This is a genomic window from Sphingomonas flavalba, assembly GCF_047553045.1.
Classification (GTDB): Bacteria; Pseudomonadota; Alphaproteobacteria; order Sphingomonadales; family Sphingomonadaceae; genus Sphingomonas_L; species Sphingomonas_L flavalba_A.
In genome coordinates, this window is record NZ_CP180208.1 from 2,247,560 (window position 1) to 2,272,027 (window position 24,468).

The window sequence follows — 24,468 nt, forward strand, 5'->3', positions numbered from 1 at the left end:
GCACCGCATCTGTCGCCCGGCGGGAATGGTGGCACCCGCCGCGCCGACGCGCAAGCGGCATGGACGCCGCCCCGGCGCGCCCATATAGCGGACACTTCGTCTTGTTGTGACAGGGGGTTTTCGCCGATGGCCATTCGTCCTTCTCTGCTCGCCCTTCCGCTGATCGCGCTGGTCGCCAGCGCCGCCCCGGCGGCGGTTTCGCCCGAACAGAAGGCGCTGGAGGCGCGGTTCGACGCGGGGATCAGTTCGGCCGACCAGATGGAGTGGCTGAAGCGGATGTCGTCGGCGCCGATCCATGTCGGCGCGCCGCACAACAAGGCCAATGCCGAAGCGAGCGTCGCCCTGTTCAAATCCTGGGGCTGGGACGCGCGGCTCGAAACCTTCTCGGTGCTCTACCCGACGCCGATCAGCACCACCGTCGAACTGATCGCGCCCGACCGGATCACCCTGGGCGGGCAGGAACCGGCGGTGGAAGGCGACGCGTCGTCGCAGAAGCTGGCTGACGCGCTGCCGCCCTATGTCGCCTATCAGGGCGACGGCGACGTCACCGGCGATGTCGTCTACGTCAATTTCGGCATGCCCGCCGATTACGACCACCTGAAGCGGCTGGGCATCGACGTGAAGGGCAAGATCGTCATCGCCCGCTACGGCGCCGGCTGGCGCGGGTTGAAGCCGCTGCTCGCCCAGATGCACGGCGCGATCGGCTGCATCATCTATTCCGATCCGGCGCAGGACGGTTATGCGATCGGCGACACCTATCCCAAGGGCGGCGCCCGCCCGGCGCAGGGGGTGCAGCGCGGATCGGTGATGGACATGCCGATCTACCCCGGCGACCCGCTGACCCCCGGCATCGGATCGACCGAAGGCGCCAAGAGACTGAGCCGGGAGACCGCGCCGACCATTCTGAAGATTCCGGTGCTGCCGATGGGCTATGGCGACGCCGAACAGATCCTGTCGCGCCTGGGCGGCCCGGCCGCGACCGGCGCGATGCGCGGGGCGCTGCCCTTCACCTATCATTTCGGCGGCGACGGTGGGGTGCAGCTGCGCCTCGCGGTCAAGTCCGATTGGAAACAGCGCGAAATCCACGACGTTGTCGCGACCTTGAAAGGCAGCACCCTGCCCGACGAATGGATCTTACGCGGCAACCATCACGACGGCTGGGTGTTCGGCGCCGGCGACCCGCTGTCGGGCAATGTCGCGATGCTGTCGGAGGCCAAGGCGCTGGGCGCACTGGTCAAGGCCGGCTGGCGGCCGAAACGGACGATCGTCTACACCAGTTGGGACGGCGAGGAGCCGGCGCTGCTCGGATCGACCGAATGGGCGGAAACCCATGCCGCCGAGTTGCAGAAGAAGGCGGTCGTCTACATCAACACCGACGGCAACGGTCGCGGCTTTCTGGGCGCGCAGGGCTCGCATAGCTGGCAGCACCTGGTGAACCGGGTGGCGGAAGAGGTGATCGATCCGGAAACCGGCGCCACCGTCGCCGACCGGTTGCGCGCCAATATCCGCGCAAGCGCCGCCGACGGCACCGGCCGCAGCGACCCGGTCGCGCTGGCCGCGGCCGAGAAGGGCGAGGACCTGCCGATCGGGGCGCTCGGTTCCGGGTCGGACTATACCGTCTTCATCCAGCACCTTGGCATTCCGTCGATCAACATCGGCTATGGCGGCGAGGACGAGAGCGCCGGCATCTACCATTCCGCCTATGACAGCTTCGACCATTTCACCCGGTTCGACGACCCCGGCCTGCTCTATGGCGCGGCGCTTTCGAAGACGGCGGGCCGGCTGGTGCTGCGGGCCGCGGAGGCGGACACGCCGCCGGTGCGTTTCGGCGATTTCGCTACCACCGTCGGCCGCTATCTGGCCGAGGTGCAGGCGCTGGTCACCGAACAGCGCGGCAAGGACGGCACGCGCGCCGCGCTGCTCGCCAATGGCGGTTACCGGCTGGCGAGCGACCCGCTGAAACCGCTGGCCGCGCCGGAAGCACAGGCGGCGACGCCGCATGTCGAACTGGCCGCTCTCGCCAATGCGGTCGACCGGCTGAAGGCGGCGGCGACCGCCTATGACTCTGCCTATGCCCGTCATGGCGCCGCCCTTCCGGCCGCCGCCCGCGCCCGGCTCAACGCGAAGCTGCGCGACATCGACCAGACCCTGCTGATCGCCCAGGGCCTGCCCGGCCGGCCGTGGTTCCGCAATTCGGTCTACGCCCCCGGCCGGCTGACCGGATACGGCGCGAAAACGTTGCCCGGCGTGCGCGAAGCGATCGAGGATCGCCGCTTCGACGACGCCAACAGCTATGCCCGGCTGACCGCCGAGGCACTGACCCGTTATGCCCAGCGACTGGAGGAGGCCCGCGCCCTGCTCCCCACCGGCTGAACGCTTGACGCCGGCCCGGACACCCCATAGATGCCCGGCTTCGCGCAAGCGGCCCCTTCGTCTAGCGGTCTAGGACGTCGCCCTCTCACGGCGAAAACACGGGTTCGAGTCCCGTAGGGGTCACCAGTTGCCAAGCCCGCGGCGGGCGCGCGATTCTAGCCGGTTTCTCCGCCGCTATCGCTTGCAAAGCGGATTCGCGTCTTGTCGCTCCCCTGCCCGGCCCGCACCCAAATTCCCGAAGGCCCTGACCGCTGGCGGCAGCGGCCACGACCGGCAAGCCGGCAAAATAATCGGCACTGGCCGCCCATAGGCGACCGGCTCGCATGGCTTCGGACCATGCGGGCCGTCTCCGCTTAACCGGACGGCGTGAACCAGCAAGACCGGGCTCCGGCTATACCGGGCCGGTCAGTTCAAATCGTCCCGATCGGCGTGGCTGGGGAACCCACCGCGCCGGGCAGGTTGAGCGGAGGCGCGGTCAGCAGGAAATGCGCGCGCTTCCGTTCCGCGAGCGCTCGCGCAATCTCGCCGAACCACCAAAATTCGCCGAGGTGGATGCCAAGCTTGAGCAGACAATGCTCGTGGAGCGGCAAATGCGCCGTTCCGCTGCAATGCACGATGCCCTCGATCCGCTCGACCATGACGTTGTCGGCGCATATCGCGACCAGCCCCGATCGATCGATCCAGTCCAGCAATTCGGCGTCGCTGCCATCGAGGCCGGGCGTGGCGTCCAACGCAGGCTGATCGATTATCGAAGTATCGCGCAGGAGAATGTCGGCGAAGCCGGTGTAAAGGCAAAGAAAGTCGCCCTCCTCGACGACCGCGTTCTGCGCGTCCATCGCCCCGCGCAGTTCGGCATAACCGATGCGGCGATGCGGCGGCGCCCCGGCCTGCCGAACATCGACCAGCACGCCGCGCCCCTGAACGCAGGTCTGCGCCATATTCTCGATGCCTAACGCCGTCGCCCGGCACGCCCCGCCATCCGCCGCCAGCACGAAGTCCCGGTCCATGCGATAGCCGTTGTAGAACACATGTTCCGCCACGCCGTCGCCATCGGCATCGAAGCAGACGCCATAGTGACTGAGGCCGTCCCACTGGCTGGTATATTGAAGGGTCAATTGCACTTGATCGTCATTGACGATGTCGGTCGCCCCAGGGGCGATTTCGGACAGCGGCCAATCATAGAGCGGCCGGCCGCCCGGCCCCATCGTCGTCGGCTGGAGCCGGGGCGGCGCGCGCATGCCGAACAGGGGCGTTCGCGGCACATCAAGCGGAAGCCCCAGCAGAAACACCTCACCCTCGCGCGCTTCCGCCACGGCCCTGCGGCGCTTGTCCGGCGTGACCAGGTTCATCCGGCCGATCTGATCATTCTCGCCGAAGTCGCCCCAGTTAGATCCTTCCGGACGGTGCAGCCATCTTTTCATCCACACCTCCGGCAACGACCAGGATTACCGCGATGACAGGGCCCGGCGACGGCCCGTGACGGCAACACGCATAATTAAAGCACCGGACGGATGCTATCGGCGAGACCGCCACCCCAGGTCGACGACGATATTGCCTGGGATGATGCGCGTTTTCGCCATCTGTGGAATGTCATTCCATCGGGATGCGGCATAGCGCGGTTGAACCATCCGCCACGCCTGATTCTTGCCAATTTCACGGGAAATTCCCCGGCATCGAAGATGGCGCGCGCACATCATCGACCCGCGCCGCGTCACCATTTCAGGACGCTCCACCGCGCCGCGTGTATTTTAATTTTCCGCGGCACGCCGGGCAGCAACTGGCCCCTAATTCATGTATCTCTTTGGCGATCGTCCTTCCGTGTCATCGCCGCACCGGCGGCAGAGGAGAGGCTGTTTGGTTTCCCGCTCGGAATGGAAGGCCGGCTGGCCCCTGGTTGTCGTCGGCATGCTGGGCGTCTCGCTGTCGAGCCTGGCGACCTATACGCTGGGGCTTTTCATGTCGCCGCTGGAGCAGGAATTCGGATGGAGCCGGGCACAGGCATCATCGGCGCTGACCCTGGTGGCGATATCCCCCGTGCTGCTGGCACCCGTGGTCGGCGCCATGATCGACCGATGGGGAACCCGCCGTCTGGCCTTGCCGGGGGTGTTGCTGGTCTCCCTCAGCTTTGCCGCGATGTCGCTGAACACCGGGGCGTTATACCTGTGGTGGAGCCTCTGGCTATGGCTCGGATTGGCCAATCTGCTGATCAAAACAACCATCTGGACGACCGCTATTGCCGGAATGTTCGACAAGGCGCGGGGAATGGCCATTGCGCTCACGCTGTGCGGAACCGGTATCGCATCCTCCGGCGGGCCGATCATCGCCCGCTGGCTGATCGACGACTATGGCTGGCGTACCGCCTTCCTGGGAATGGGATTGGGTTGGGGTGTCGTCGTTGTCCCGGCCGTATTTTTCCTGTTCTTCGACGCGCGCGCCCGATCGCTGCGACAACAGGCCAGCGCGGACAGGCCCGCGCCGCCGCGTGAGGCCGTGCCGGGACTGTCGGTGCGCGAGGCCCTCCGCTCCAGATCGTTTCTGGCCATCCTGACCAGCACCTTCCTGATCAATACGGTGATCACGGCGTTGATCGTCCATCTCGTCCCGATCCTCGTCAGCAAGGGCATGACCCGAAGCGATGCAGCCGTGGCACTGGGTGTTTTCGGATTTGCGGCGGCCTTCGGCAAGCTCGGTTCGGGCTGGCTGCTCGATCGGGCGCATGGCAGGGTGCTGGGGACGGCCGTACTTGCCATTCCCGCTCTGCCGTGCCTGATCCTGATCTTCACTCCCGTCAGCATGCCGATCGCAATTCTGATCGTGGCGCTGATCGCGGTCGGCTCGGGCGCGGAATTGCAGACGCTGACCTATCTCTGCACCCGCTATGTCGGATTACGCAATTTCGGGAAGCTGTATGGCGTGTTCGGCAGTCTGGTGGGGCTTTGCCTGGCTGTAGGGCCGCTTTGCGCCGGCCTGATCTTCGACCGGGTCGGCCACTATCAGCCACTGTTTTACGCCGTCATTCCGATCGCGCTGCTGTGCAGTTTTCTGATGTCCACGCTTGGCGCGTACCCAATATTCTCGCCGCCGCGCAAGGCGGACGGCGAGGATGTTCTCCATAGCTGACTGGACGGGAGGACCGCCGCGATCGCCGATCGGCGGCCGGCGCCCCCGGACATTCGGAAACGACGCTTGCGCCCGATTGGCGACACTATGCTGCGGTGAGGAGATGACGGCATGAAACACAGGGTTGTGCAGTGGGGCACGGGCATGGTGGGCGCACGGGCATTGAAACAGGCGCTCCTCCACCCAGCTATCGAGGTCGTCGGGGTCAGGGTCTACAATCCGGCGAAGGTGGGTAGCGATGCCGGCGCCCTCGCCGGGCTGGGCCAGTGTGGCGTCACCGCCACCGACGATGTCGACGCCATTTTGAAGCTGCGTCCGGATTGCGTGGTGCATGCGCCACTCAGCCTCGACCTTGAAGAAACGATCGGCGAAATCGAGACGTTGCTCGCGGCGGGGATCAATGTCGTCTCTTCGGCGGTCAATGTGGCGATTCACCCCGGCTCGATGGACCCCGGCCTTCGATCCCGGCTGGTCGCGGCTTGCAAAGCAGGCGCTTCGACGCTTCGCGCGGCCGGCCTCAGCCCCGGCTTCGCCAACGAGTTGTTGCCGGTGGTCATGTCCGGACTGTGCGGCGCGATCCGCCGGGTCACCGTATCGGAGTTCGCCAATCTCGCGCACTATGAATCCGAGGCGGTTTCGGCGCTGTTGGGCTGGGGGCGCGAGGCGTCCTACGTCCTGCCGGACGCGTTCCGCGCCCGGATCGATCAGGCCTTCCTCGCGCCGATGCGGATGATCGGTTCCTGTCTCGGCACCGAGATCACCGACATCGCCACGTCGGTCAGCCCCGCGATCGCGACGAAGCCCTTCGACATCCGAACCGGACAGGTCGCGGCCGGCACTATCGCGGGCTGGCGCCTGATGTACGTCGGCAGCATTGACGGTGAGGCTCGCGTCTCGATCGATTCATCGTGGCACTTGCACGAGGAATTCGGCATCGGCGAGGACTGGCCCAAGGGCGAGGGGTGGGACATTTCGATCGACGCGGACCCAGAGATCAGGCTGCACTGGGAAGTCGGCCTGGACGACCCGACCCAGTCCATGTCATCGCACCGGATGCGCGCGTCGGCGGCGCATCTCGTCAATGCGGTTCCGGCGGTCTGCGCCGCGCCAAGCGGGATCATGACCCTCGCCGACCTCGGCAATGCGACCGGCCGGTGGGCCTGATAGCGAAATAGCGGGGCGGTGCCGGGAAAGCGCACCGCCCCATCGCGCTTGATGTCGGGCGGGTCGCGCATGACCCGGCCTGCTTCACGGCTTTTCGCTCCGTTCCGGCATGATCGTGAAGAGGACGTCGACGAGGTCGATGCCCCCTTACGCGCGAGACTTCGCCTGGAAATCAAGCGCATGCTTGACCGGGACCGCCCCCTTCATTCGCGCGCGCCGGAACAAGGCCGGTTTTGGTCCCTCATCCATGATAGCGCCCGTGAATGGACGGCAGGTCGAGATAGGTGCGGATACCGGGCGCCGCGGCGACCACCGCCTCTACCGCATTGACCGCCTGCATGGCGGTCGCGATGCAGCATTCGTCATCCGAATTTTCACCGCCATGCGTGTGCAGGGTTGCGCTCAGCCCCGGATCGCCATCGACCGTGAACGTCCAGCCGAAGCTGTTGGGCCACCCTTCGAGTTCGTAGCTTAGCGTCCAGACCGTCTCCAGCTCGATCAAGGGCTTGCCGTCGACCATGCCGGTCCACAGCCAGCGCTGCGCGGCGACCGTCCCCTTTTTAACCACACCCGCCGCAACATGCAGATCGCGCGGAGCCGGCGCTTCCTCATAGGTTTGTATGATCTCATCCACCCTGGCTCCGATACCGGCGGCAAGCTCTAGCAGCATCGCTTCGAACGCGCGCCGGATGCGTTGCCCGATATGGCCCTTTTCACAATTTCCGGGGTCGAGCGGCTGGCCGAAATGCATCAGGTCGAACAGCAGGGCGGACGATGGATATTCGGTCATCACCGCGCATTCGGACACGCGGATACGGTCGATCCGGCGGCACCAGGACGACAACACAAGCGGCAACCGCACCGAAACGAAGCCCGGATTGACGCCGGCACCATGGAATGTCGCGCCCCCCGTCTGGCAGGCGCCTTCCAGCAGGTTATGCAGGGGGGCATCGGCAACCGGATAGAACAGATAGCCTCCGGCCGTGGAGATCACGTTGATCCCCGCCGACAGCAATTTCGTCAGATCATCGTGGTTCGGCGAGCTTGGCGCGTAGATCACGCAATCCGGCGCGGCAGCGATCACTTCTTCAATGTCGAGCACGGCCGCCACGCCCAACGGATCGACGCCGAGCAATTCCCCGACATCGCGCCCGCGCTTCTCTTCGGAATAGACTTTCGCACCGATCAGTTTCAGCCCCTTGCGTGACAGGACCCCCCGCGCGGCGTGCCCGCCGACGGTTCCCGTGCCGCAGACATATACCTTCAGATCCTGTCCTGACGTCGCCATGTTTCTCTCCTGGTTTTGGTATCAGCTTGCATGTCCCGCAGACGCCGGTGGAGGGTGTCGCCGGCCGTGCGCCATGTTTCAGGCGCGTCACCGCGCACCCCAATACCCCCCCGCGGTGAAGGGCAGATCGAGATGACCGCGAATGCCCGGCGGTGCTTCGCAGACCGTGGGGATGGCGTTGACGGGAACCGTGCCGGTGACGATGGACACCGCCCGCCCGGCATCGAATTGTGTCGATATCCTGACCTCGGCCTCGATCCTGGGATCGCCGTCGATACGCACACCCCAGATGCCGTCGCCCGTCGGCCAGTCGGGGCGAACACTGTCTTCCAGCCGCCAGATGAAAATCATGCTGATGGCCGGCTTGCCGCCACTCAGCCCGATGAATTCGCCGCGCACCGCCGCCACGCCGCCCGCCGGGAACTCGCCGGCCGCGACGGTGAAGGCGTGCGGCGCAAGCGCCACTTCGCGCTTCCATTGCAGATCGTCGATGGTCAGGCCGATGGCGTCGGCCACAACGCGCATCGAAAGATAATAGGGGTTGTCCTTGCCGCCGGCGAGCTGCTTGTGGAACAGCGGCTCATAGCTCTCCGGCAACCCGAACCCCATATAGTCGCACAGGATCTGTCGGGAAGGATAGTCGCGCAAGCTGACCACTTCGGTAAGTTCGATATGCTCGATCGCGCGCGATGCCCTGGTCAGCGCCAGCGGCAGATAGTCCGGGGAGAAGCCGGGGGATGCGCCGGCGATGTGAATTGTCGTGCCGCCTGTCTCGCATGCCGCCCGCAGCTTTTCGAACCCTGCTTCACTGGCCGGGCCGACGACGACGGGCGGATACATGTAATAAGCCATTGCCGGCGCGACCACATTCTTGCCGGAGGCGAGAATGGCGCATAGCTCATCCAAAGCCTGATCGACCCGATCAAGGCTGGTCGCCAGCGCGCAATAGCAGACGCAATCGGCATCCATTGCGAGCAATGCGTCGACATCGTCGGTTCCCAGCACCCCGACGGGATCGCCACCGACCAGAACCCCCGCATCGGCGCCGACCTTGCCCGGATCATAGACGCGCAACCCGACCAGTTCGAGATCAGGGCGTCCGATGATCGTGCGAAGGGCGTGCGTTCCGACATTGCCGGTAGCCCACTGGATCACCCGATAAGTGCGCTTGGTCACGTCATTCTCCATCAACAGACTGGCGGCGCCGCCCGCGATTTGCCGGGTTGAGTGCCGAGGCGCAGCCACGGCAAAGCGAAGAGCGCGACTAGCGCCGCCACGCTGTAAAAGCCGAACATCAGGCTGTAGCTGCCAGTCGTATCGAACACCCGGCCGAAGGCGGGCGGCGAGGCCAGCAAACCGGAAAAGGTCACAATTCCGACCAGGCCCATCGCACGGCCTATCATGTGCTCGCCGAATATGCGCGGCAGCAGCAGGCTTTGCAGCGGCATCATCATGCCACCGAACAGGCCGATCATGACGACGCCGACGACGATCAGAAAGCCGCCGAGCGGGGCGAGCCAGAAACACGACATGCCAACGGCGAACCCGAGCAGGGTCGCCACCAGCATCGAACGCGCGCCCAGCCGGTCGGCCAGGCCGGCAAAGGCCAGCTTCGCGGTGAGGCCGCAGATACCGTATAGCGACAGCAGCAACGCCGCATCGCTGGTCTTCAGCCCGCGATCAAGCACGATCGGCGCAAGGCTGGTCACCACTCCTTTCATGCCGGACAAGACGATGGCGAAGGTAACAGCGGCAAGCCAGAAGGAAGGATCCCGAAGAATCGCCATTGCCGAGGCGGACGCCTTCCCCACCGTTGCCAGCGGCGGCGGCGCGTCGACCGCCCCGTCGGGCTGAAGGTTGCGGTCGGACGGCCGATTCACCACCAGCAACGCCGCCGGAATGACGGTTGCCGCAAGCATGACGCTGACCTGCCGAAACGCATCGCGCCAGTAATGATGGTCGAGAATCCATTGCGTGATCGGCGGATAGACGATGCTCGCCACGGACACGCCGGCAAGCGCCACCCCGATTGCCGCGCCACGCCTGCGCACGAACCAGCGCGAGAGCAGCACCGTCATCGCCATCGATCCGATCAGCACATTCGCCGGCGCAATGACCAGACCGTAGATCAGCATGATGTGCGTGAAGTTTCCCGCCAGCGACATCGCCGCGTAGCCGCCGGTCATCGCCGTCGCCCCCAGCGTCATCAACAACCGGACCGAAAGACGATCGAGCAGAAACCCGGCGAATGGCGCGAGGACCGCCGCGCTGCCCGACAATACGGTCATCGCCAGCATCAGCGTCATGCGATCCGGCCCGAACGCCCTGGCCAGCGGGACCGAAAGGATCGTGTAGCAGGACGAGGTGAATGCCACCGCGCCCATCAGCAGGAAGCAGCAGGCGACCTGACGCCATGCCAGGTAATGGCCCGGCATCGACTGCCGCCCGGATGCGGATGATTCAGCCATGCGAGCCTACTCCAGATCACCGCGCGCAGGGACGCGCCGGCACGCCTCTGAAACTGACCGCCCGGTGCCGCGCCTGTGCGGCTGGCCGATCCGCCGCGCCGCGAAAACCGGCGCCGCGGTGATGCCTGACCGGCTGTGCCCGCTGCCCGGATTGCCGACGAAGATCGAGAAGCCCATCGGCATCCGCCAAGCCGCTCCAGCCGATAGGGTGTTGGTCAGCCCGCGCCGGCGAGATGACGGAAAATACGCGCGAACACGCCGGTTTGGTGCCCCGGCGTATGGCCGATGGCCTGATCGCCGCCAGCAACCGATCCGCCCAAAAAAACTATCACACTGTCGGTTTCAGCCCACTCCCATTATTAAAATTCGCCGCCGCGCGCCCCATCAGCCATCGACGTGGCGATCGGCCCAATCCAGATAGCCGCGAACGCGCGCGTTAACGCGGCCCGGATCGAGGCCGTAGCGCGCCGGGTCCTGCCGCAAAGCGCCGCTCTTGTGGGTGTCCTTGCGATTGTCTTCCGCCCGGAACGCCGCGCGTGCTTCGCTGCTGACCGGGGCATCGACGAAGCGATAGATCGTATCGATGAGATCGGCGCCATGGTGTACAACCGACCGGAAACCGAGATCGAGGAAGTGTTCCGGATGTCGCCGCCGAACCCGCACGAACGCATCCAGCGCCTGTGCGGAACGCTCGAGAATTTCGTCGCCGAGCGCCTGCGGATCAACCTGATCGACCACCATGCCGCGCAGGCTTTCGCGAAGCATCGTGTATGAATGAATCGCCGGAAAAGGGTCTCGGTGCGTGACCAGGATTTTGGCATCGGGAAACACTTCGAGCAATGCATCGAGGTTGCCGAGGTGGATCGGCGCCTTCAGGCAGAACCGCTGTTCGGGCAGGTCCTGGCGTTTGAACTGGTACTGCAGCAGTTGCAGGGCGCGATGCAGGTCGCGATAGACCGGCACCATGCTCTGTGCGCGGACCCATTCGAGAAAGCCGGCACCGAACTGCTTGGCATCGACGATCCGGAAGCTCGGCGTCATCAGCGCATATTCTTCGGAAGGATCGGTGGCGGCGAGCGGATGGGCGAGGAAGGCCTGTTCAGCCGCCTGTTTCATATAGGCGAGGCGGCGATGGCAGACGCCGATCCGCGGGTCCTCCCCGCCGGCCGGGGCATCGGCCAACGGCACCGGATCGCCGGCCTGCCACGTCGTCACGTGCTGCCAGTACGGATCGGCACACATCAGGTTCTGAAGCTTTGTGGTCGCGCTGCGGTAAAGCCCGGTGATGAACACCGGCCGGACGATCCGTTCCCGCAGGATTTGCGGATGGCGGCGGATATAGTCCGTCATCGCCAATCGCCCGTCCAGCGCGCGATCGAGTTCGACAACCACCTGCGCCTGACCGCGTGTCGAATAATGCGACGAATTCTCGCGCAGTCCGGCAAGATATTCCCGCAGCGGTTCGTAAAAGTCCGTGCCGCCGAAATCGGTGGACCCGGTGCGTTTGAACGCGCTGTCCATCAACGCGTCGGCGGACAGGCTTCGGATCGGGTTCATTACGTCAGCCCTCCTTTGTAAGGCGCCGTCGATCGCATCGGTCCGAGCTGCGAAAGCAGATGGATTCCCGGCGACGCGGCAATGACATCGGGAATCCGGTTGAGGATCGAAGCGGCCGATGCGGTTATGGAGTCGCGGCGCTCGACGACCAGCCGATTTCCCGGCCGGCCATCGATCTCCCACGCCATGGTTTCGGGCACGTCATCGTCGAGCAGCCGCATCTCCATGCTCGCATGGGCACTGACACCCTCCACCGTCTCGACCGTGCTGCGATATGACCACCCGATCACCCGCCCCGGCGCGATGTCGCGCGCCAGCGCCTTGCAATAAACGGGGATGTCCGCCGTGAGCGGCTCGCGCCGTTCGGCCCCGCCGGTGACGTGATATCCAAGTGCCGAAAGCACGTGTTCCGTGATGGACTGATATTTGCCGATCAGCCGATACGTGTCGGCATGCTCGCTCGCGATACCGAAACGCCCGGCATAGTCCTCGGGCGTCAGATCAAGCCCGTAATCGGCAACGAGCCGAGGGCTGGGGTAATTGACCTGCGTGACGCTGCGGTGCCGCAGCGACGTGATCGCAACACAGGGCCCGGCCAGCAAGATGCCCGCCCAGATACGCGACATGTCCCAAATGCCGCTGCCCGTGAAGCTGCGCCCGGCCGCCAATGCCAGACCGTGAAGGATCGCGCTGTTTTCGGGATCGTACCGCCAGGGGTAATAGGATTGCACCCCGTGGCACAGCACATCCACCCCGGCCTCGAACAATCGCCGGTAGGCCGGCAGATTGTCGCGCAGGAGGTCGGTGGTGAATACGACGCCGACATCCGCCTGCGCACCCGCGAGATCGGCCAGGCTGCAATCTTGGACGATCACCGACGTGTCGCGCGTACCAGCCAGCATTGCGAGCGGTTGCCCCACCTTGTCACCCGCCCGATTGACAGCCGCGACAATCGGCCAGCCCCGCGCTTCCGCAAGCCGCGCGAATTCGCAGCCGTAGCGACCAACACCGTAGAGAATGATGCGCGGTGCACGGGGCATCGACGCCCTAACGTAGGGCCTGCGCTGGGTTCTCGACGATTGCCTTGAACGCCTGCAACAGCAGGGCGCCGTCGGCACCGTCGATCGCCCGATGATCGAAGCTGCCGGTCACCGTCATCACGGTTGCGATCCGGGGCGCGCCATCCTCGACCATCCATCGTTGCTCGCCCGCGCCGACAGCGAGGATCATGGCCTGGGGTGGATTGATGATCGCCTCGAACTGCTTGATCCCCAGCATCCCCATGTTGCTGAGCGACGCGGTTCCGCCCCGATACTGATCGGGTGTCAGCGTGCCGGCGCGTGCTTGTGCGACAAGCGCCCTCAGTTCGCCGGCGAGGGCGCCGAGCGGCTTGGTATCGGCGCCCGCAACGACCGGCGCGATCAACCCGGACGGCGTCGATACCGCGACTGAGACGTCGACGCGCTCGAACGTGACCAGCTTGCCGGGCGTGTACATGACGTTGCACTGCGGCACGCGCGCCAGCGCCAGTGCCAGCGCCTTGACCAGCATGTCGTTGACCGAGATGCCGTCAGCGGCTGCGCGCGCGTTATATTCAGCCCGGAACGCCAGCGCCGCATCCAGCCGCACGTCGACCGTCAGATAGATATGCGGGACGTGCTGCTTGGCCTGGGTGAGCCGCCGCGCGATCGTCCGGCGAACGGCGCTGAGCCGGTCGAGGCGATGCGGGATGTCGGGGATTTCGGCCTCGGGCGCGGCAAGTGCCGCCGCTCGCGCCGGGACAGCTTCATATTTCTGTTCGCTCTGCATGCCGTCGGCCCCGTCGCGGATATCAAGGTCCGGCAACGTTGCGAGGCAGCGCCATCAGGGGTCAAGGGCGCGCCGCCCGGCGTTATTAAAAATCAAACCGCCCGCAATCGCCGGAAAACATGCCTCGACATGCCGGAATCCCAAGTGACATACCGTGCGGATCGACATGGCTCGCGCTTCCGCTTCCAGCCCCGCTGTCATTTCCGGAGAACCGCTGGTTATCCGGGATTGCACCCTGCGCGATGGCCGCCACGCGGATGTCGTCGTTCGGGACGGGAAGATCGCCGCGATCCTGGCTGGCGGATCGGGCATTTCGGCGCGCAGTATGGATGCAGCCGGCGGCCTGCTGATCCCCGGCTTGCACGATCACCATCTGCATCTCGCCGCAACCGCCGCAGCCGCCACGTCGGTGCGATGCGGACCACCTGACGTGGTCGACCGCGACGGCCTGATCCACGCGCTTACCGGCCCCGGCGAAGGCTGGATTCGCGGCATTGGCTACCATGAGTCGGTCGCGGGCTTTCCCGACCGGCATCAGCTCGACGCGATCATGCGCGACCGGCCGCTGCGCATTCAGCATCGATCGGGGCGGATGTGGATGTTCAACAGCCGGGGAATCGAACTGCTGCTGGCGGCCGATGCGGAGGCGGGCCAGCGGCTCGAAGCCGGCGCCGGCGGCATGACCGGGCGGCTGATCGATCAGGATGCGTGGCTGAGCAACGCCTTGCGAGGGACCTGGCCGGCCTTTTCCGCGATAGGCACCGCGCTTGCCCGCGCAGGCGTGTGCGGCATTACCGATATGACGGTATCGAACGATCACGCCGCCACCGCCCATTTCGCGGCGGAACGCGCGCGCGGCGCCTTGCCGCAGAAAGCCATGATCGCGGGACGGATGAATCTTGGCGAACATCTGCCCGCCGGGATCACGCGTGGTCCGTTCAAGATCCACCTGCACGATGCGGCGCTGCCAGACTATGGCGAGATGGTGGGGATGATCGCTGTAGCGCATGCGGCCGACCGGCCCGTTGCCGTGCATTGCGTGACACAGGCCGAGCTGGTCTTCACCCTGGCCGCGATCCGCGACGCCGGCGCATTACCCGGCGATCGTATCGAGCATGCCTCGATCGCGCCGCCGGATCTGGTCGGGCAGATTGCCGATCTGAAACTGGCCGTCGTCACGCAGCCCAATTTCATCGCCGAGCGCGGTGACGCCTATCTCGACGCGCTCGCCCCGCACGACCGGGATCATCTGTACCGTCTGAGGAGCTGGCTGGCCGCGGATGTTGCGCTGGCCGGCGGCACCGATTCGCCGTTTGGCGCAGCCGATCCGTGGCGGGCGATGGCCGCCGCAGTGTCGCGCCGAACCGCGTCCGGCGGCGTTATCGGTGCCGCCGAAGCACTCACCCCCGAACAGGCGCTCGATCTGTTCCTGGCCGACCCGGCCGATCTGTCGCGCGTGCGGGAGGTGGTCGCCGGGGCGCCAGCCGATCTGTGTCTGCTGACCCAGCCATGGGCCGGCGTGCGCGAAGCGCTAGACGGCGCCACCGTCGCGCTGACGCTGATCGAAGGGCGGATCGCCCACGATGACATCGATCAGCCCGATCGCCAACGCTTCGCGCGCGCCGATCCTTCGTCCTGACAGGATCAGCCGGCACGCCGCCTGCCGTCCGATACGCCGGGGCAGCGACACGGTACCCCCGAAGCCCGGCAACAGCCCCATGCGAAGCTCTGGCAGTTGAAACCACGCATTGGGCGCGGCAGTCAGGCGGTGCGAAAAGGCCGCGAGTTCAAGCCCGGCGCCGACGCACGCCCCGCGAACATGCGTGATCAGCCGTCGGCCGCCTTCCAACAGCGGCCAGGCCGGCAGTGTGCGCATGCGGATCAGATGCGCATCGACCGACTCCCGCGTCGTTCCGAACTCGGCCAGATCAGCGCCGAGACTGAAGCAGCGCCCCTCCGCCTGTAGGTGAATCTCCTCGATCGTCGCATCGAACGCGGCAAGCGCGAACGCATCGTACAACGCGTCCCGCATCACCCGGTCGATCGCGTTGCCGGCGGCCGGGCGGTCGAGCGTGACCGTCAGAACCCGCCTCTCGCGCCGCAACTGCAACGATCCGGCCGGCGGAGGCCGGAGGGGGGCATCACGCCCGGCCAACCAGCCCAGATGCTCCCGACCATTCTGGAGGGTGCCGAACGCGAGCGATTCAGCGGTCAACGCGGCCATCGGTTCCATCGCCCCGGAAATGCGCAGCAAATGAACGATGATCGCGGCAGTGCGTGGCGCGCGGTCAATGGCGCGCGTCAGCGAAGGCAGCGCGGCCGGCCCCTCGACGGTGACATCGGCCCAATCGCTGCGCGGATCGCCGGCGGCGCCCACCGCGATCACCGGCACCGGCGGCATCCGCACGGGCGCGGCGTTCCACTCGGCGGGATCGAACCACAGCCAGTCGGGCGCCAGACTGCGCCAGTCGGCCCTTGTCATCCAGGGATGAAGCTTGTGAGCGTCCATCTTGGTCCATTACACTGCCCGGATGGCAGAGCACTCCGCGACGTATCCCGGCGAGATAGCGGACCGCGAGGCAGCCACCCGCCATGCCCGGCAGCTTTTAACCCTGCTGGGCATGGATGTCGCCGCCAAAGTCGTTAGCGACCACCCCGCACTGGCGTGGCGCCGCGCCGGGCTGATGCACATCACCGGGCGGTCCGATGGCCCGCCGCTGGTGTCGTCATTGCCGCTGACGGCCGCCGCCGATGGCGCGCTCGGCGCATTGCGCGCGCTGGCCTCGGACCATGCGCTTCCCGCGAACGGCGCAGTGTTGCTTGGCGAGCGTGCACGGCTCGCGAACCTGTCCCGCGGGGGCCGGCATTCGGCAAATCGCAGTTGTCGCCTGCTGACGACGCGCACCGATTGGATCGCGTTGAACCTGCCGCGCGACGATGACTGGACGCTCTTGCCGGCCCTCTTCCAGCGCCCGGCGGATGACTGGGCGGCGGTGACGGACATCGCCTCGCAAAGTGACGCGGCGACGCTGATCGAGCGCGGGCGGCTGCTCGGCCTCGCCATCGCTACCGTACAGCCGCCCCCGACCAAATCGGCGCCGTTTACCGTCCGATGCGCCCGGCCGGCAGCGCCGCCGGTCGCGGGCCGCAGACCCCGGATCATCGACCTTACCGCCTTGTGGGCAGGGCCATTGGCGGGCGCCCTGCTGGCAGCCTGTGGCGCGGAGGTTATCAAGGTCGAAAGCCGACAGCGCCCGGACGGCGCCCGCCGCGGCAATGTCGGTTTTTTCGATTTGCTGAACGGGATGAAAGCCAGCGTCGCACTGGATTTCCACGACAGTTCCGACCTCGCGCTGCTGCGCGGTCTTGTCGCGTCCGCCGACATCGTCCTCGAAGCCAGCCGGCCACGCGCCCTGGCGCGGCTGGGGATCGATGCCGAGGCCGCCATAGCCAGCGGGGCAACATGGATATCAATCACGGGATACGGCCGTGACGGCAGCGCCGGCGACTGGATCGCGTTCGGCGACGACGCGGCGGTGGCCGGCGGCGTGGCAATGGCGATGCGGCACGCCTGGGGCGAAGCGATGTTCGCCGGCGATGCGATTGCCGACCCCCTGACTGGCATCACCGCCGCGCTGGCCGGCTGGGCGGGCTGGCGACAGGGCGGCGGCCGATTGATCTCGATTGCGCTCAGCGACGTGGTGGCGCACGCCGCGATGCTGGGCGCGGCGGCGCCAATCCGGGCATGGCAGAGGATGGCGAATGCCGACGATGCCCCGGCTTACGCCATGCGTTCCTCCGCGATCGCATCTCCGCCGCTGGGAGCCGATACGGCGCGGCTCGCGTGCACCGCAGCCTGATCGAACCTACCGCGCCGCGAAGCGGATCGCGCCATCGAGCCGGATCGCCTCGGCGTTGAAATAGCCGTTGCGGATCAGTTCGAGCGCGGCGCTGGCATATTCCGCTGGATCGCCGAACCGGGGCGGGAACGGAACCGTCGCGGCCAGCGACTGGCGCAGCTCTGGCGGCGCCTTTGCCATCAGCGGCGTATCGAAAATCCCCGGCAGGATGGTGTTGATCCGGATACCGAACCGCGACAGGTCGCGCGCGATGGGCAACGTCATGCCGATGATGGCGGCTTTGCCGGCAGCATAAGCCGCCTGCCCCTGCTGCCCGTCCTGCCCGGCGACCGAGGCCGTGGTCACGATCGCTCCACGCTCGCCGTCGATCGGGTCGAGCGTCGCCGCGTCGGCGGCGAAACGCGTGATCGTCGCGAATGTCCCAACCGCATTGAGCGCGACAACCCGCGCGAAGGCGTCGGTCGGAAAGCGTATGATCTCCCCCGTCGCCTTGTCCTTGCGGATCGTGGTAATCGCGTTGCCTCCCCCGGCGCAGGCGATCAGGATGCGCGCAGGCCCATTGGCGGCGCGAGCGCGCGCGAAGCCGCTGTCCAGGCTGTCTTCCGACAGGACATCCGCCTGGCAGAACACCGCCCCCGTTTCGGCTGCCGCCGCCGTGCCCGCTTCAGGATTGAGGTCCAGTATGGCGACCCTGGCGCCCAGTGCCCGCAACGCCTTGACGCTGGCCAGGCCGAGGCCGGAGGCGCCCCCGGTCACGATGGCCGAAATGGACGGATCGATAAGCACGTCGGGTCTCCAAATCGTGGCAGGCTTCGTTCTCGCAGGTAACGAGATTGGCGCGGCGGACATCCGCACAATATTAAAACATGCCCCGTTCCCGCCCTTGATCCACTGGCGGCAAATTCGCTGCTGCCTCATAGTATCGGCGTGGCATCGCTCAGGCGAGCGCGCGCTTCCCCGTCCTCTGAATCAAGAGACCCGCGAAGCCGCTCTGCGCAACGACGGCATGCCGCGACGGAATGTGTCCGGTGGGAGCGTGCATGCCAGCTGTCGTCATCAGCGCCGTCCGAACGGCGGTCGGCACCGCCCGCAAGGGATCGCTGGCCAACACCCCGCCGGAATCGCTTGCCGCCACGACCATTCGCGCCGCGATCGAACGCGCCGGTCTTGCGGCGGGGGCGGTCGACGACATCGTGCTGGCTGAATCGCTGGCGGGCGGCGGCGCGATCGCACGGCACGCCGCGGTGGAACTCGGCATGGTCCGCGTCGCCGGCATGGCGGTCAATCGGCATTGCGCGGGCGGGCTGGCGGCAGTGGGCATTGCCGCGGGCGCGATCATGTCGGGCATGGAGCGCGTCGTTGTCGCGGGCGGCGTCAATTCGGGCTCTTTCCTCCCGGCGATGCAGCAGCGCGATCCGACCTCGGGCGCGCTGATCGAGCGCTGGCTTCCGCCCACGCACCCCGACAGCGCGGAGGCCCCCAATCGCGACATGTCGATCACCGTCGGCTGGAACACCGCGAAGGCGCTGGGCCTGACCCGACAGGAGCTGGACGCCTGGGCACTGCGATCGCACGAACGCGCGATCGCCGCGATCGACGCAGGCCGTTTCAAAGACGAAATCGTTCCAGTCGCGATCCGTAACGCCGACGGCGATCAGAGTATGTTCGCGACCGACGAACATGCCCGGCGCGGGCTTACGCTTGAGAAGCTGGGCGCCCTCGCGCCCCTGCATCCCGAGATCGAGGGTTTTTCGATTACGGCGGGAAATGCCAGCGGCCTCAACGATGGCGCGGCAGCGATGGTTATTACCGATGCAGACGAAGCGCGGGCCGCCGGACACACGGCGCTGGCGACAATTCGCGGCTGGACCGCGGTCGGCATCGATCCGGCGCATACCGGCCTTGCGGTGGCAGACGTGGTCAACAAGCTGCTCGATCGCGCCGGCCGCCGCACCGCCGATATCGCCCTGTGGGAAATCAACGAGGCCTTCTCATCCGTTCCGCTGGCGGCGGCGCGCATGCTGGCGCTTGACGAAGACCGCATCAACATTTCGGGATCGGGATGTTCGATAGGCCACCCCATCGGCGCGTCGGGCGTTCGCATGCTCACGACGCTGACCAACGACCTGCGCCGGCGCGGCGGTGGACTTGGCGTGGCCGCCATGTGTGCCGGCGGCGGTCAGGCAGGCGCGGTGCTGATCGAGGTCTGACGCGGCGATTCAGCAACACCAACGGAAAAGTGGAAGATGAAAGCGGGTAGCAAGCTCAAGAGCACGGTCTGCGAGACCGAAATCATGGTGATCAAGACGCCGGGCGACGTCACCATTTCCTGCGGCGGCCAGCCGATGACGGCGGACCGCGATACGATCGACGGCGACATCGACCCGGCATTTGCCGGCGGCACGATGATGGGCAAGCGTTACGCGAACGCCGACGCGACACTGGAACTGCTGTGCATCAGGCCTGGCAAGGGCAGCCTCTCGATCGGTGAGACGCCGTTGCAGCTGAAGGACGCAAAGCCCCTTCCTTCATCGGACTGACACCCGTGAATATCTCACTCCTGCTGAAGATGGCGGCGGACGCGGAGCCGGACCGGATCGGTCTGACCTGCGACGACCGCAACTGGAGCTACCGCGAGCTGTGGCACGCGGCGACGGGCGCCGCCACGATCATCGACGGCGCGGCGGTCGATCACGTCGCGCTGCTCGGCACCAGTAGCGAAGCGGCGCCGATCGCGCTGTTCGGCGCCGCACTGGCCGGCGCCCCCTATTGCCCGCTCAACTATCGCTTGCCCGACGCGGACCTGTCGGCCTTGATCGCGCGCCTTGACCCGGCGTTGATCGTCGGCGAGGCGGCCCGCGCCGGGACTCTTGTGTCCGAAACCGGCTGCGTGCTTGCCGAACGGCGCGATTTCATCGCCGACGCCGAAGCCGCCGGATCACCCATGCTGGAGGCCGCCAACGGCGAAGGGATCGCCGTTCAGCTGTTCACCAGCGGGACGACCGCGGCGCCAAAGGCCGCGGTGCTCAATCACGCAAATCTCATGGCGTATATCCTCGGCACCGTTGAATTCGGCGGCGCCGGGACCGAGGAAGCCGCGCTGGTCAGCGTTCCGCCATATCATATCGCCGGGATCGCGGCGCTGCTGTCGTCGATCTACGCGATGCGACGCATCGTGCTGTTGCCCGCCTTCGACCCCGAAACGTGGATCGCGCTGTGCGGCCGCGAAGGCTGCACCAATGCGTTCGTCGTGCCGACGATGCTGGGCCGGATTGCCGAAAAGCTGCCCGCCGACGGCGGCACCGGCATCCTGCCGCAATTGCGCGCCATTGCCTATGGCGGCGGCCGGATGCCGGTCGAGCTCATCGGCCGGGCGCTGAACCTGCTGCCCCATGTCGGTTTCACCAACGCCTATGGCCTGACCGAGACCAGCTCGACCATCGCGCTGCTCGGCCCGGACGAGCACCGCGCCGCCCTCGCATCGAACGACCCATCGGTGCGCAGCCGCCTCGGCTCCGTCGGCAAACCCCTGCCGTCGATCGAGCTCGAAGTGCGCGATGACGCCGGCCGTGTACTGCCAGCCGGCGAGCGCGGCGAGATACATGTGCGCGGCGATCAGGTTTCGGGCCAGTATCGCGAGCGCAGCGCGCTGGACGCGGACGGCTGGTTCGGCACGCGCGATGCGGGCTATCTCGACGAAGACGGCTATCTGTTCCTTGCCGGGCGCGCGGACGACGTTATCGTGCGCGGCGGCGAAAATATCTCGCCCGGCGAAATCGAGGAAGTGCTGACCGCGCAGGACGGCATTGCCGATGCGGCCGCGGTCGGCATTCCTTCCGTCGAATGGGGCGAAGCCGTCGCGGTGGCGATCGCGACGGATGGCGAGGGACCGGATGATGACGCGATCCGTGACATCATCCGCGAACGGCTGCGATCGTCACGCGTCCCCGAACGCATCCTCAGGGTCGACGCATTGCCCTACAACGAGATGGGCAAGCTGCTGCGCCGTGAAGTTCGCCTGATGTTTGCCGACACCATCTGATCCGCGGTCGGCCTTTTAATATTCGGCGTTGTCGGACACGCGGGTTGCCCGCCAAGCTTCACGCCATTCCTCATCCCAAAATGGAAAGATGTGATGGAGCGGATTGACTTCGAGGTTCTTCGCGAAAAGCCAACGCTGGATCACTACCGCCGCGAGTGGCGCCCCGCCCCCAATGTTGGGGTGGCCGGAATGTGGATGGGCGCGGTGCTCACCGACAAGGCCGGCCAATATTATTTCGGCCTGCGTGGCGCGGACGACTTCGTCCCCGGCATGGTCCATACCGTCCTGCCGATCTGCGGGTTTCGCAAGCTGGAAAGAACGCTCGACGCCCAGGCACCGCATTTGTTCGACGCATATTCCACGTTGGATTGGTTCGAACCGCTCGAATATGCCGACGATGGCGACAAGCTGACGCTCAAATTCCTCAGCGGGAGGATCGAGCACGATGCCGACGGTCTGCACTGGTACGACGCCAGCGGCCGCTGGGAGCTTCACGGCAAGACGATCAGCGACGTCGTCTGCATCCACGCCCCCAAGCAGGAAGGCGTGGCGATGGAATTCTACTACCGCCACGAACTGCTCATGGTCACCGGCCATATCGACGGCATCGAGGTGTCGGGCCACTTGCATCTCGATTACGCCTATGGGCCGCCCGGAACGATCTATTCCGAGCTGCCGATCGCGCGCGATCTTCAGGGCATGTGGGTCTCATGGGTCCACGAATATGCCGACGGCCGGCTTGGCGGCGGGTTTTTCTGGCAGGGCCGCGGCGCGCTGGAGTTCGGCCCCGGCCATCTGCTCAAGGATGGCGTAACCACCGCGCACAAGGATGTGGTGGCAAGGCCGACCGTCAATGAAAAGGGTCAGCTCACTGCGCTCGATTTCGATATCGGCGGCAACAACTACCGGTTTGACCTGAACATGGCCGGCAGCCCGATCCACTTCTTCGGCCAGATCGTTCAGGATTCGGCAGGCGAGTTGCCGGCGCGCAGTTGGTGCTGGGTCGAATACCCCGAAGGCAAGCTCTCTCCAGCCTATCTGGACATAGGTGTCGCCCGGGTGAAGCTGGCGCGAGGCCGCTGAACGCGCCGGGGCCAACACACCTCTTTTCGACGAAGGCAGCGATGCAGGACGAATTTGATTACATTGTGGTCGGTGCCGGTTCGGCGGGCTGCGTGGTGGCGAACCAGCTTTCGGCCAATCCGTCGACCTCCGTGCTGCTGGTCGAGGCCGGCCCCGACCATCACGAGTTTCTCATTTCCATGCCGCGCGGCGTGGGCAAGGTGAATGCGCCCGGCAGCAAGTTCAACTGGTCCTATCCGGCAGTCAGCACAGGCGGAAATCGGCCGACCGAACGCTGGTTCAAGGGCAAGGCGCTGGGAGGATCGAGCTCAGTCAACGGCATGGTCTACATGCGCGGATCACCCGAGGATTACGACGGATGGGCGCGCGCGGGATGCGTCGGCTGGGAATGGTCAAGCGTCCGGTCGGCGTTCAAGCGCCTGGAAGACCATGAGTTGGGCGAAGCGGACCATCGCGGCGCGGGGGGGCCGCTGCGGATATCGATGCACCCGAAGGGCGATCCGTTGTGCGAGGCGATCATCGCAGCGGCGGGCGAGATGGGCGTGCCGCGCGTCGAGGACGTGAACGCGCCGAGCGCCACGATCGATGGCGGCATCGGCTATCAGCCCGCCACGATCTGGAAGGGCAAGCGGGTCAGCGCCGCGCACGCATTCCTCGACCCGATCCGCGACCGGCCCAACCTCACTGTCATGGCCGAGACCGCTGTGCAGCGCATCACGTTCGATGGCCGCCGGGCTTGCGGCGTCAGGTTGCGCGATGCCGGCGGCGAGCGCCGCGTCCGCGCGCGGCGCGAGATCATTCTGGCCGCCGGCGCGATCGAAACGCCCAAATTGCTTCAGCTATCGGGCGTTGGCCCCGCCGGACTTCTCGGCAGTTTCGGGATCGACGTGGTTCACGACGCGCCCGAGGTCGGACGCAACCTGCGCGAACACCGCCACTTCGATATCAAGTACCGCGTGAAGAGCCACAGCCAGAATCAGCAACTGAGCGGCTGGCGGCTGTTCATGTCGATGCTGCGCTACATGCTGGGGTCCAAAGGCCCCATGACCCACGGAGTGCACGAGATCGGCGGCTTCGTGAAGACCGACCCAAGCCTGCCGCACACCGACGTCCAATTCAATCTGATCTCCGTTTCCACCGCCGCTGCGGGCACGAAGGGCAATGCCGGCCTGGAAAAGGCGCCGGGAGTCACGCTGCTCGCCTACTACACGCGCCCCGACAGTCAGGGCGAGGTGCGGATCGCCTCGCCAGACCCGGCAGAGCCGCCTTATATCAACGCCAACCACCTCGACACTCAGATCGATCGTGACAAGGCGATCGCGATCGTGCGCTGGATTCGCAAACTGGCCGGACAGCCCGCGCTCCGTAACTGGATCGTTCACGAGACCGTGCCCGGTCCCGCGGTGAGCACCGACGAGGACATTCTCCACCACGCCATGGATCTCGGATCGACCTGTTTTCACGTGTGCGGCACCGCGCGGATGGGGCCCGACGAGCACGCCGTGGTCGACCCGCGGTTGCGCGTTCGCGGTGTCGAGGGGCTGCGCGTGGCGGACACGTCGATCATGCCGACGATCGTGTCGGGCAACACCAATGGCCCGGCGATGATGATCGGGCTGCGCGCCGCCGATTTCATCCTGGAGGACGCGAGCACCGACCCGGCCGGCGCGACGGCGCGGGCACCGCACTAAGACGAGCGAACGG

The 24,468-nt window shown here is 66.2% G+C and carries 19 protein-coding genes and 1 tRNA gene; 11 read left to right on the forward strand and 9 right to left on the reverse strand.

The window, feature by feature from the left end; all coding sequences use genetic code 11:
• Positions 1–126: 126 nt before the first annotated feature.
• Together ACMT1E_RS10785 and ACMT1E_RS10790 are read left to right on the forward strand one after the other, a co-directional pair.
• Positions 127–2,373 carry a transferrin receptor-like dimerization domain-containing protein gene (locus tag ACMT1E_RS10785; RefSeq protein ID WP_414900192.1) on the forward strand — a complete coding sequence of 749 codons (2,247 nt, stop codon included), beginning with the start codon at positions 127–129 and terminating at the stop codon, positions 2,371–2,373.
• Between the two features lie 50 nt (positions 2,374–2,423).
• Positions 2,424–2,499: transfer RNA gene (locus ACMT1E_RS10790), tRNA-Glu, on the forward strand.
• Between the two features lie 284 nt (positions 2,500–2,783).
• Here the strand turns inward: ACMT1E_RS10790 and ACMT1E_RS10795 are convergent.
• A complete protein-coding gene (locus tag ACMT1E_RS10795) occupies positions 2,784–3,794 on the reverse strand; it encodes a cyclase family protein (protein WP_414900193.1) in 1,011 nt (336 codons plus the stop codon).
• A 433-nt stretch (positions 3,795–4,227) separates the two neighbouring features.
• On the opposite strand from ACMT1E_RS10795, the gene ACMT1E_RS10800 reads away from it, so the two are divergent.
• Together ACMT1E_RS10800 and ACMT1E_RS10805 are read left to right on the forward strand one after the other, a co-directional pair.
• Positions 4,228–5,493, forward strand: a complete 1,266-nt coding sequence (locus ACMT1E_RS10800) for an MFS transporter (RefSeq protein ID WP_414900194.1) — start codon at positions 4,228–4,230, stop codon at positions 5,491–5,493.
• Between the two features lie 111 nt (positions 5,494–5,604).
• Positions 5,605–6,657 (forward strand): hypothetical protein, encoded by a 1,053-nt coding sequence (locus ACMT1E_RS10805; protein WP_414900196.1) that lies wholly within the window; start codon positions 5,605–5,607, stop codon positions 6,655–6,657.
• Positions 6,658–6,898: 241 nt separating this feature from the next.
• On the opposite strand, the gene ACMT1E_RS10810 is transcribed toward ACMT1E_RS10805, so the two are convergent.
• The 6 genes from ACMT1E_RS10810 to ACMT1E_RS10835 form a co-directional block, all read right to left on the reverse strand.
• Entirely contained in the window at positions 6,899–7,945 is a 1,047-nt protein-coding gene (locus tag ACMT1E_RS10810) for a hypothetical protein (protein ID WP_414900198.1), read from the reverse strand.
• Positions 7,946–8,032: 87 nt separating this feature from the next.
• Entirely contained in the window at positions 8,033–9,121 is a 1,089-nt protein-coding gene (locus ACMT1E_RS10815) for a hypothetical protein (RefSeq protein WP_414900200.1), read from the reverse strand.
• An 11-nt stretch (positions 9,122–9,132) separates the two neighbouring features.
• Positions 9,133–10,413 carry an MFS transporter gene (locus ACMT1E_RS10820; RefSeq protein WP_414900201.1) on the reverse strand — a complete coding sequence of 427 codons (1,281 nt, stop codon included), beginning with the start codon at positions 10,411–10,413 and terminating at the stop codon, positions 9,133–9,135.
• Between the two features lie 384 nt (positions 10,414–10,797).
• On the reverse strand, positions 10,798–11,805 hold the full coding sequence (locus ACMT1E_RS10825; RefSeq protein ID WP_414900202.1) for a sulfotransferase family protein: 1,008 nt from the start codon (positions 11,803–11,805) through the stop codon (positions 10,798–10,800).
• A 164-nt stretch (positions 11,806–11,969) separates the two neighbouring features.
• On the reverse strand, positions 11,970–13,010 hold the full coding sequence (locus ACMT1E_RS10830; protein WP_414900203.1) for a hypothetical protein: 1,041 nt from the start codon (positions 13,008–13,010) through the stop codon (positions 11,970–11,972).
• A gap of 7 nt (positions 13,011–13,017) precedes the next feature.
• Positions 13,018–13,815 (reverse strand): dihydrolipoamide acetyltransferase family protein, encoded by a 798-nt coding sequence (locus ACMT1E_RS10835; protein ID WP_414900204.1) that lies wholly within the window; start codon positions 13,813–13,815, stop codon positions 13,018–13,020.
• Between the two features lie 130 nt (positions 13,816–13,945).
• Between ACMT1E_RS10835 and ACMT1E_RS10840 the strand changes: the two genes are divergently transcribed.
• On the forward strand, positions 13,946–15,418 hold the full coding sequence (locus tag ACMT1E_RS10840) for an amidohydrolase family protein (protein WP_414900205.1): 1,473 nt from the start codon (positions 13,946–13,948) through the stop codon (positions 15,416–15,418).
• Here the strand turns inward: ACMT1E_RS10840 and ACMT1E_RS10845 are convergent.
• Complete coding sequence (locus ACMT1E_RS10845) at positions 15,311–16,288, reverse strand: enoyl-CoA hydratase/isomerase family protein (protein WP_414900206.1); 978 nt, start codon at positions 16,286–16,288, stop codon at positions 15,311–15,313. The two genes, ACMT1E_RS10840 and ACMT1E_RS10845, sit on opposite strands and share 108 nt — an antisense overlap.
• 112 nt (positions 16,289–16,400) lie before the next feature.
• On the opposite strand from ACMT1E_RS10845, the gene ACMT1E_RS10850 reads away from it, so the two are divergent.
• Complete coding sequence (locus ACMT1E_RS10850) at positions 16,401–17,639, forward strand: CoA transferase (RefSeq protein ID WP_414900207.1); 1,239 nt, start codon at positions 16,401–16,403, stop codon at positions 17,637–17,639.
• A gap of 6 nt (positions 17,640–17,645) precedes the next feature.
• On the opposite strand, the gene ACMT1E_RS10855 is transcribed toward ACMT1E_RS10850, so the two are convergent.
• On the reverse strand, positions 17,646–18,425 hold the full coding sequence (locus ACMT1E_RS10855; RefSeq protein WP_414900208.1) for an SDR family NAD(P)-dependent oxidoreductase: 780 nt from the start codon (positions 18,423–18,425) through the stop codon (positions 17,646–17,648).
• Between the two features lie 254 nt (positions 18,426–18,679).
• On the opposite strand from ACMT1E_RS10855, the gene ACMT1E_RS10860 reads away from it, so the two are divergent.
• The 5 genes from ACMT1E_RS10860 (at position 18,680) to ACMT1E_RS10880 (ending at position 24,455) form a co-directional block, all read left to right on the forward strand.
• Complete coding sequence (locus ACMT1E_RS10860; protein ID WP_414900210.1) at positions 18,680–19,849, forward strand: thiolase family protein; 1,170 nt, start codon at positions 18,680–18,682, stop codon at positions 19,847–19,849.
• Between the two features lie 36 nt (positions 19,850–19,885).
• Positions 19,886–20,179: a hypothetical protein gene (locus ACMT1E_RS10865; protein WP_414900212.1), complete on the forward strand. Its 294-nt coding sequence runs from the start codon at positions 19,886–19,888 to the stop codon at positions 20,177–20,179.
• A 5-nt stretch (positions 20,180–20,184) separates the two neighbouring features.
• Complete coding sequence (locus ACMT1E_RS10870; protein WP_414900214.1) at positions 20,185–21,681, forward strand: class I adenylate-forming enzyme family protein; 1,497 nt, start codon at positions 20,185–20,187, stop codon at positions 21,679–21,681.
• 93 nt (positions 21,682–21,774) lie between these two features.
• The gene (locus tag ACMT1E_RS10875; protein ID WP_414900216.1) at positions 21,775–22,764 is read left to right on the forward strand and encodes a hypothetical protein; all 990 of its coding nucleotides are present in this window, start codon (positions 21,775–21,777) and stop codon (positions 22,762–22,764) included.
• A gap of 41 nt (positions 22,765–22,805) precedes the next feature.
• The gene (locus tag ACMT1E_RS10880) at positions 22,806–24,455 is read left to right on the forward strand and encodes a GMC family oxidoreductase (RefSeq protein ID WP_414900218.1); all 1,650 of its coding nucleotides are present in this window, start codon (positions 22,806–22,808) and stop codon (positions 24,453–24,455) included.
• The last annotated feature ends 13 nt before the right edge of the window (positions 24,456–24,468 follow it).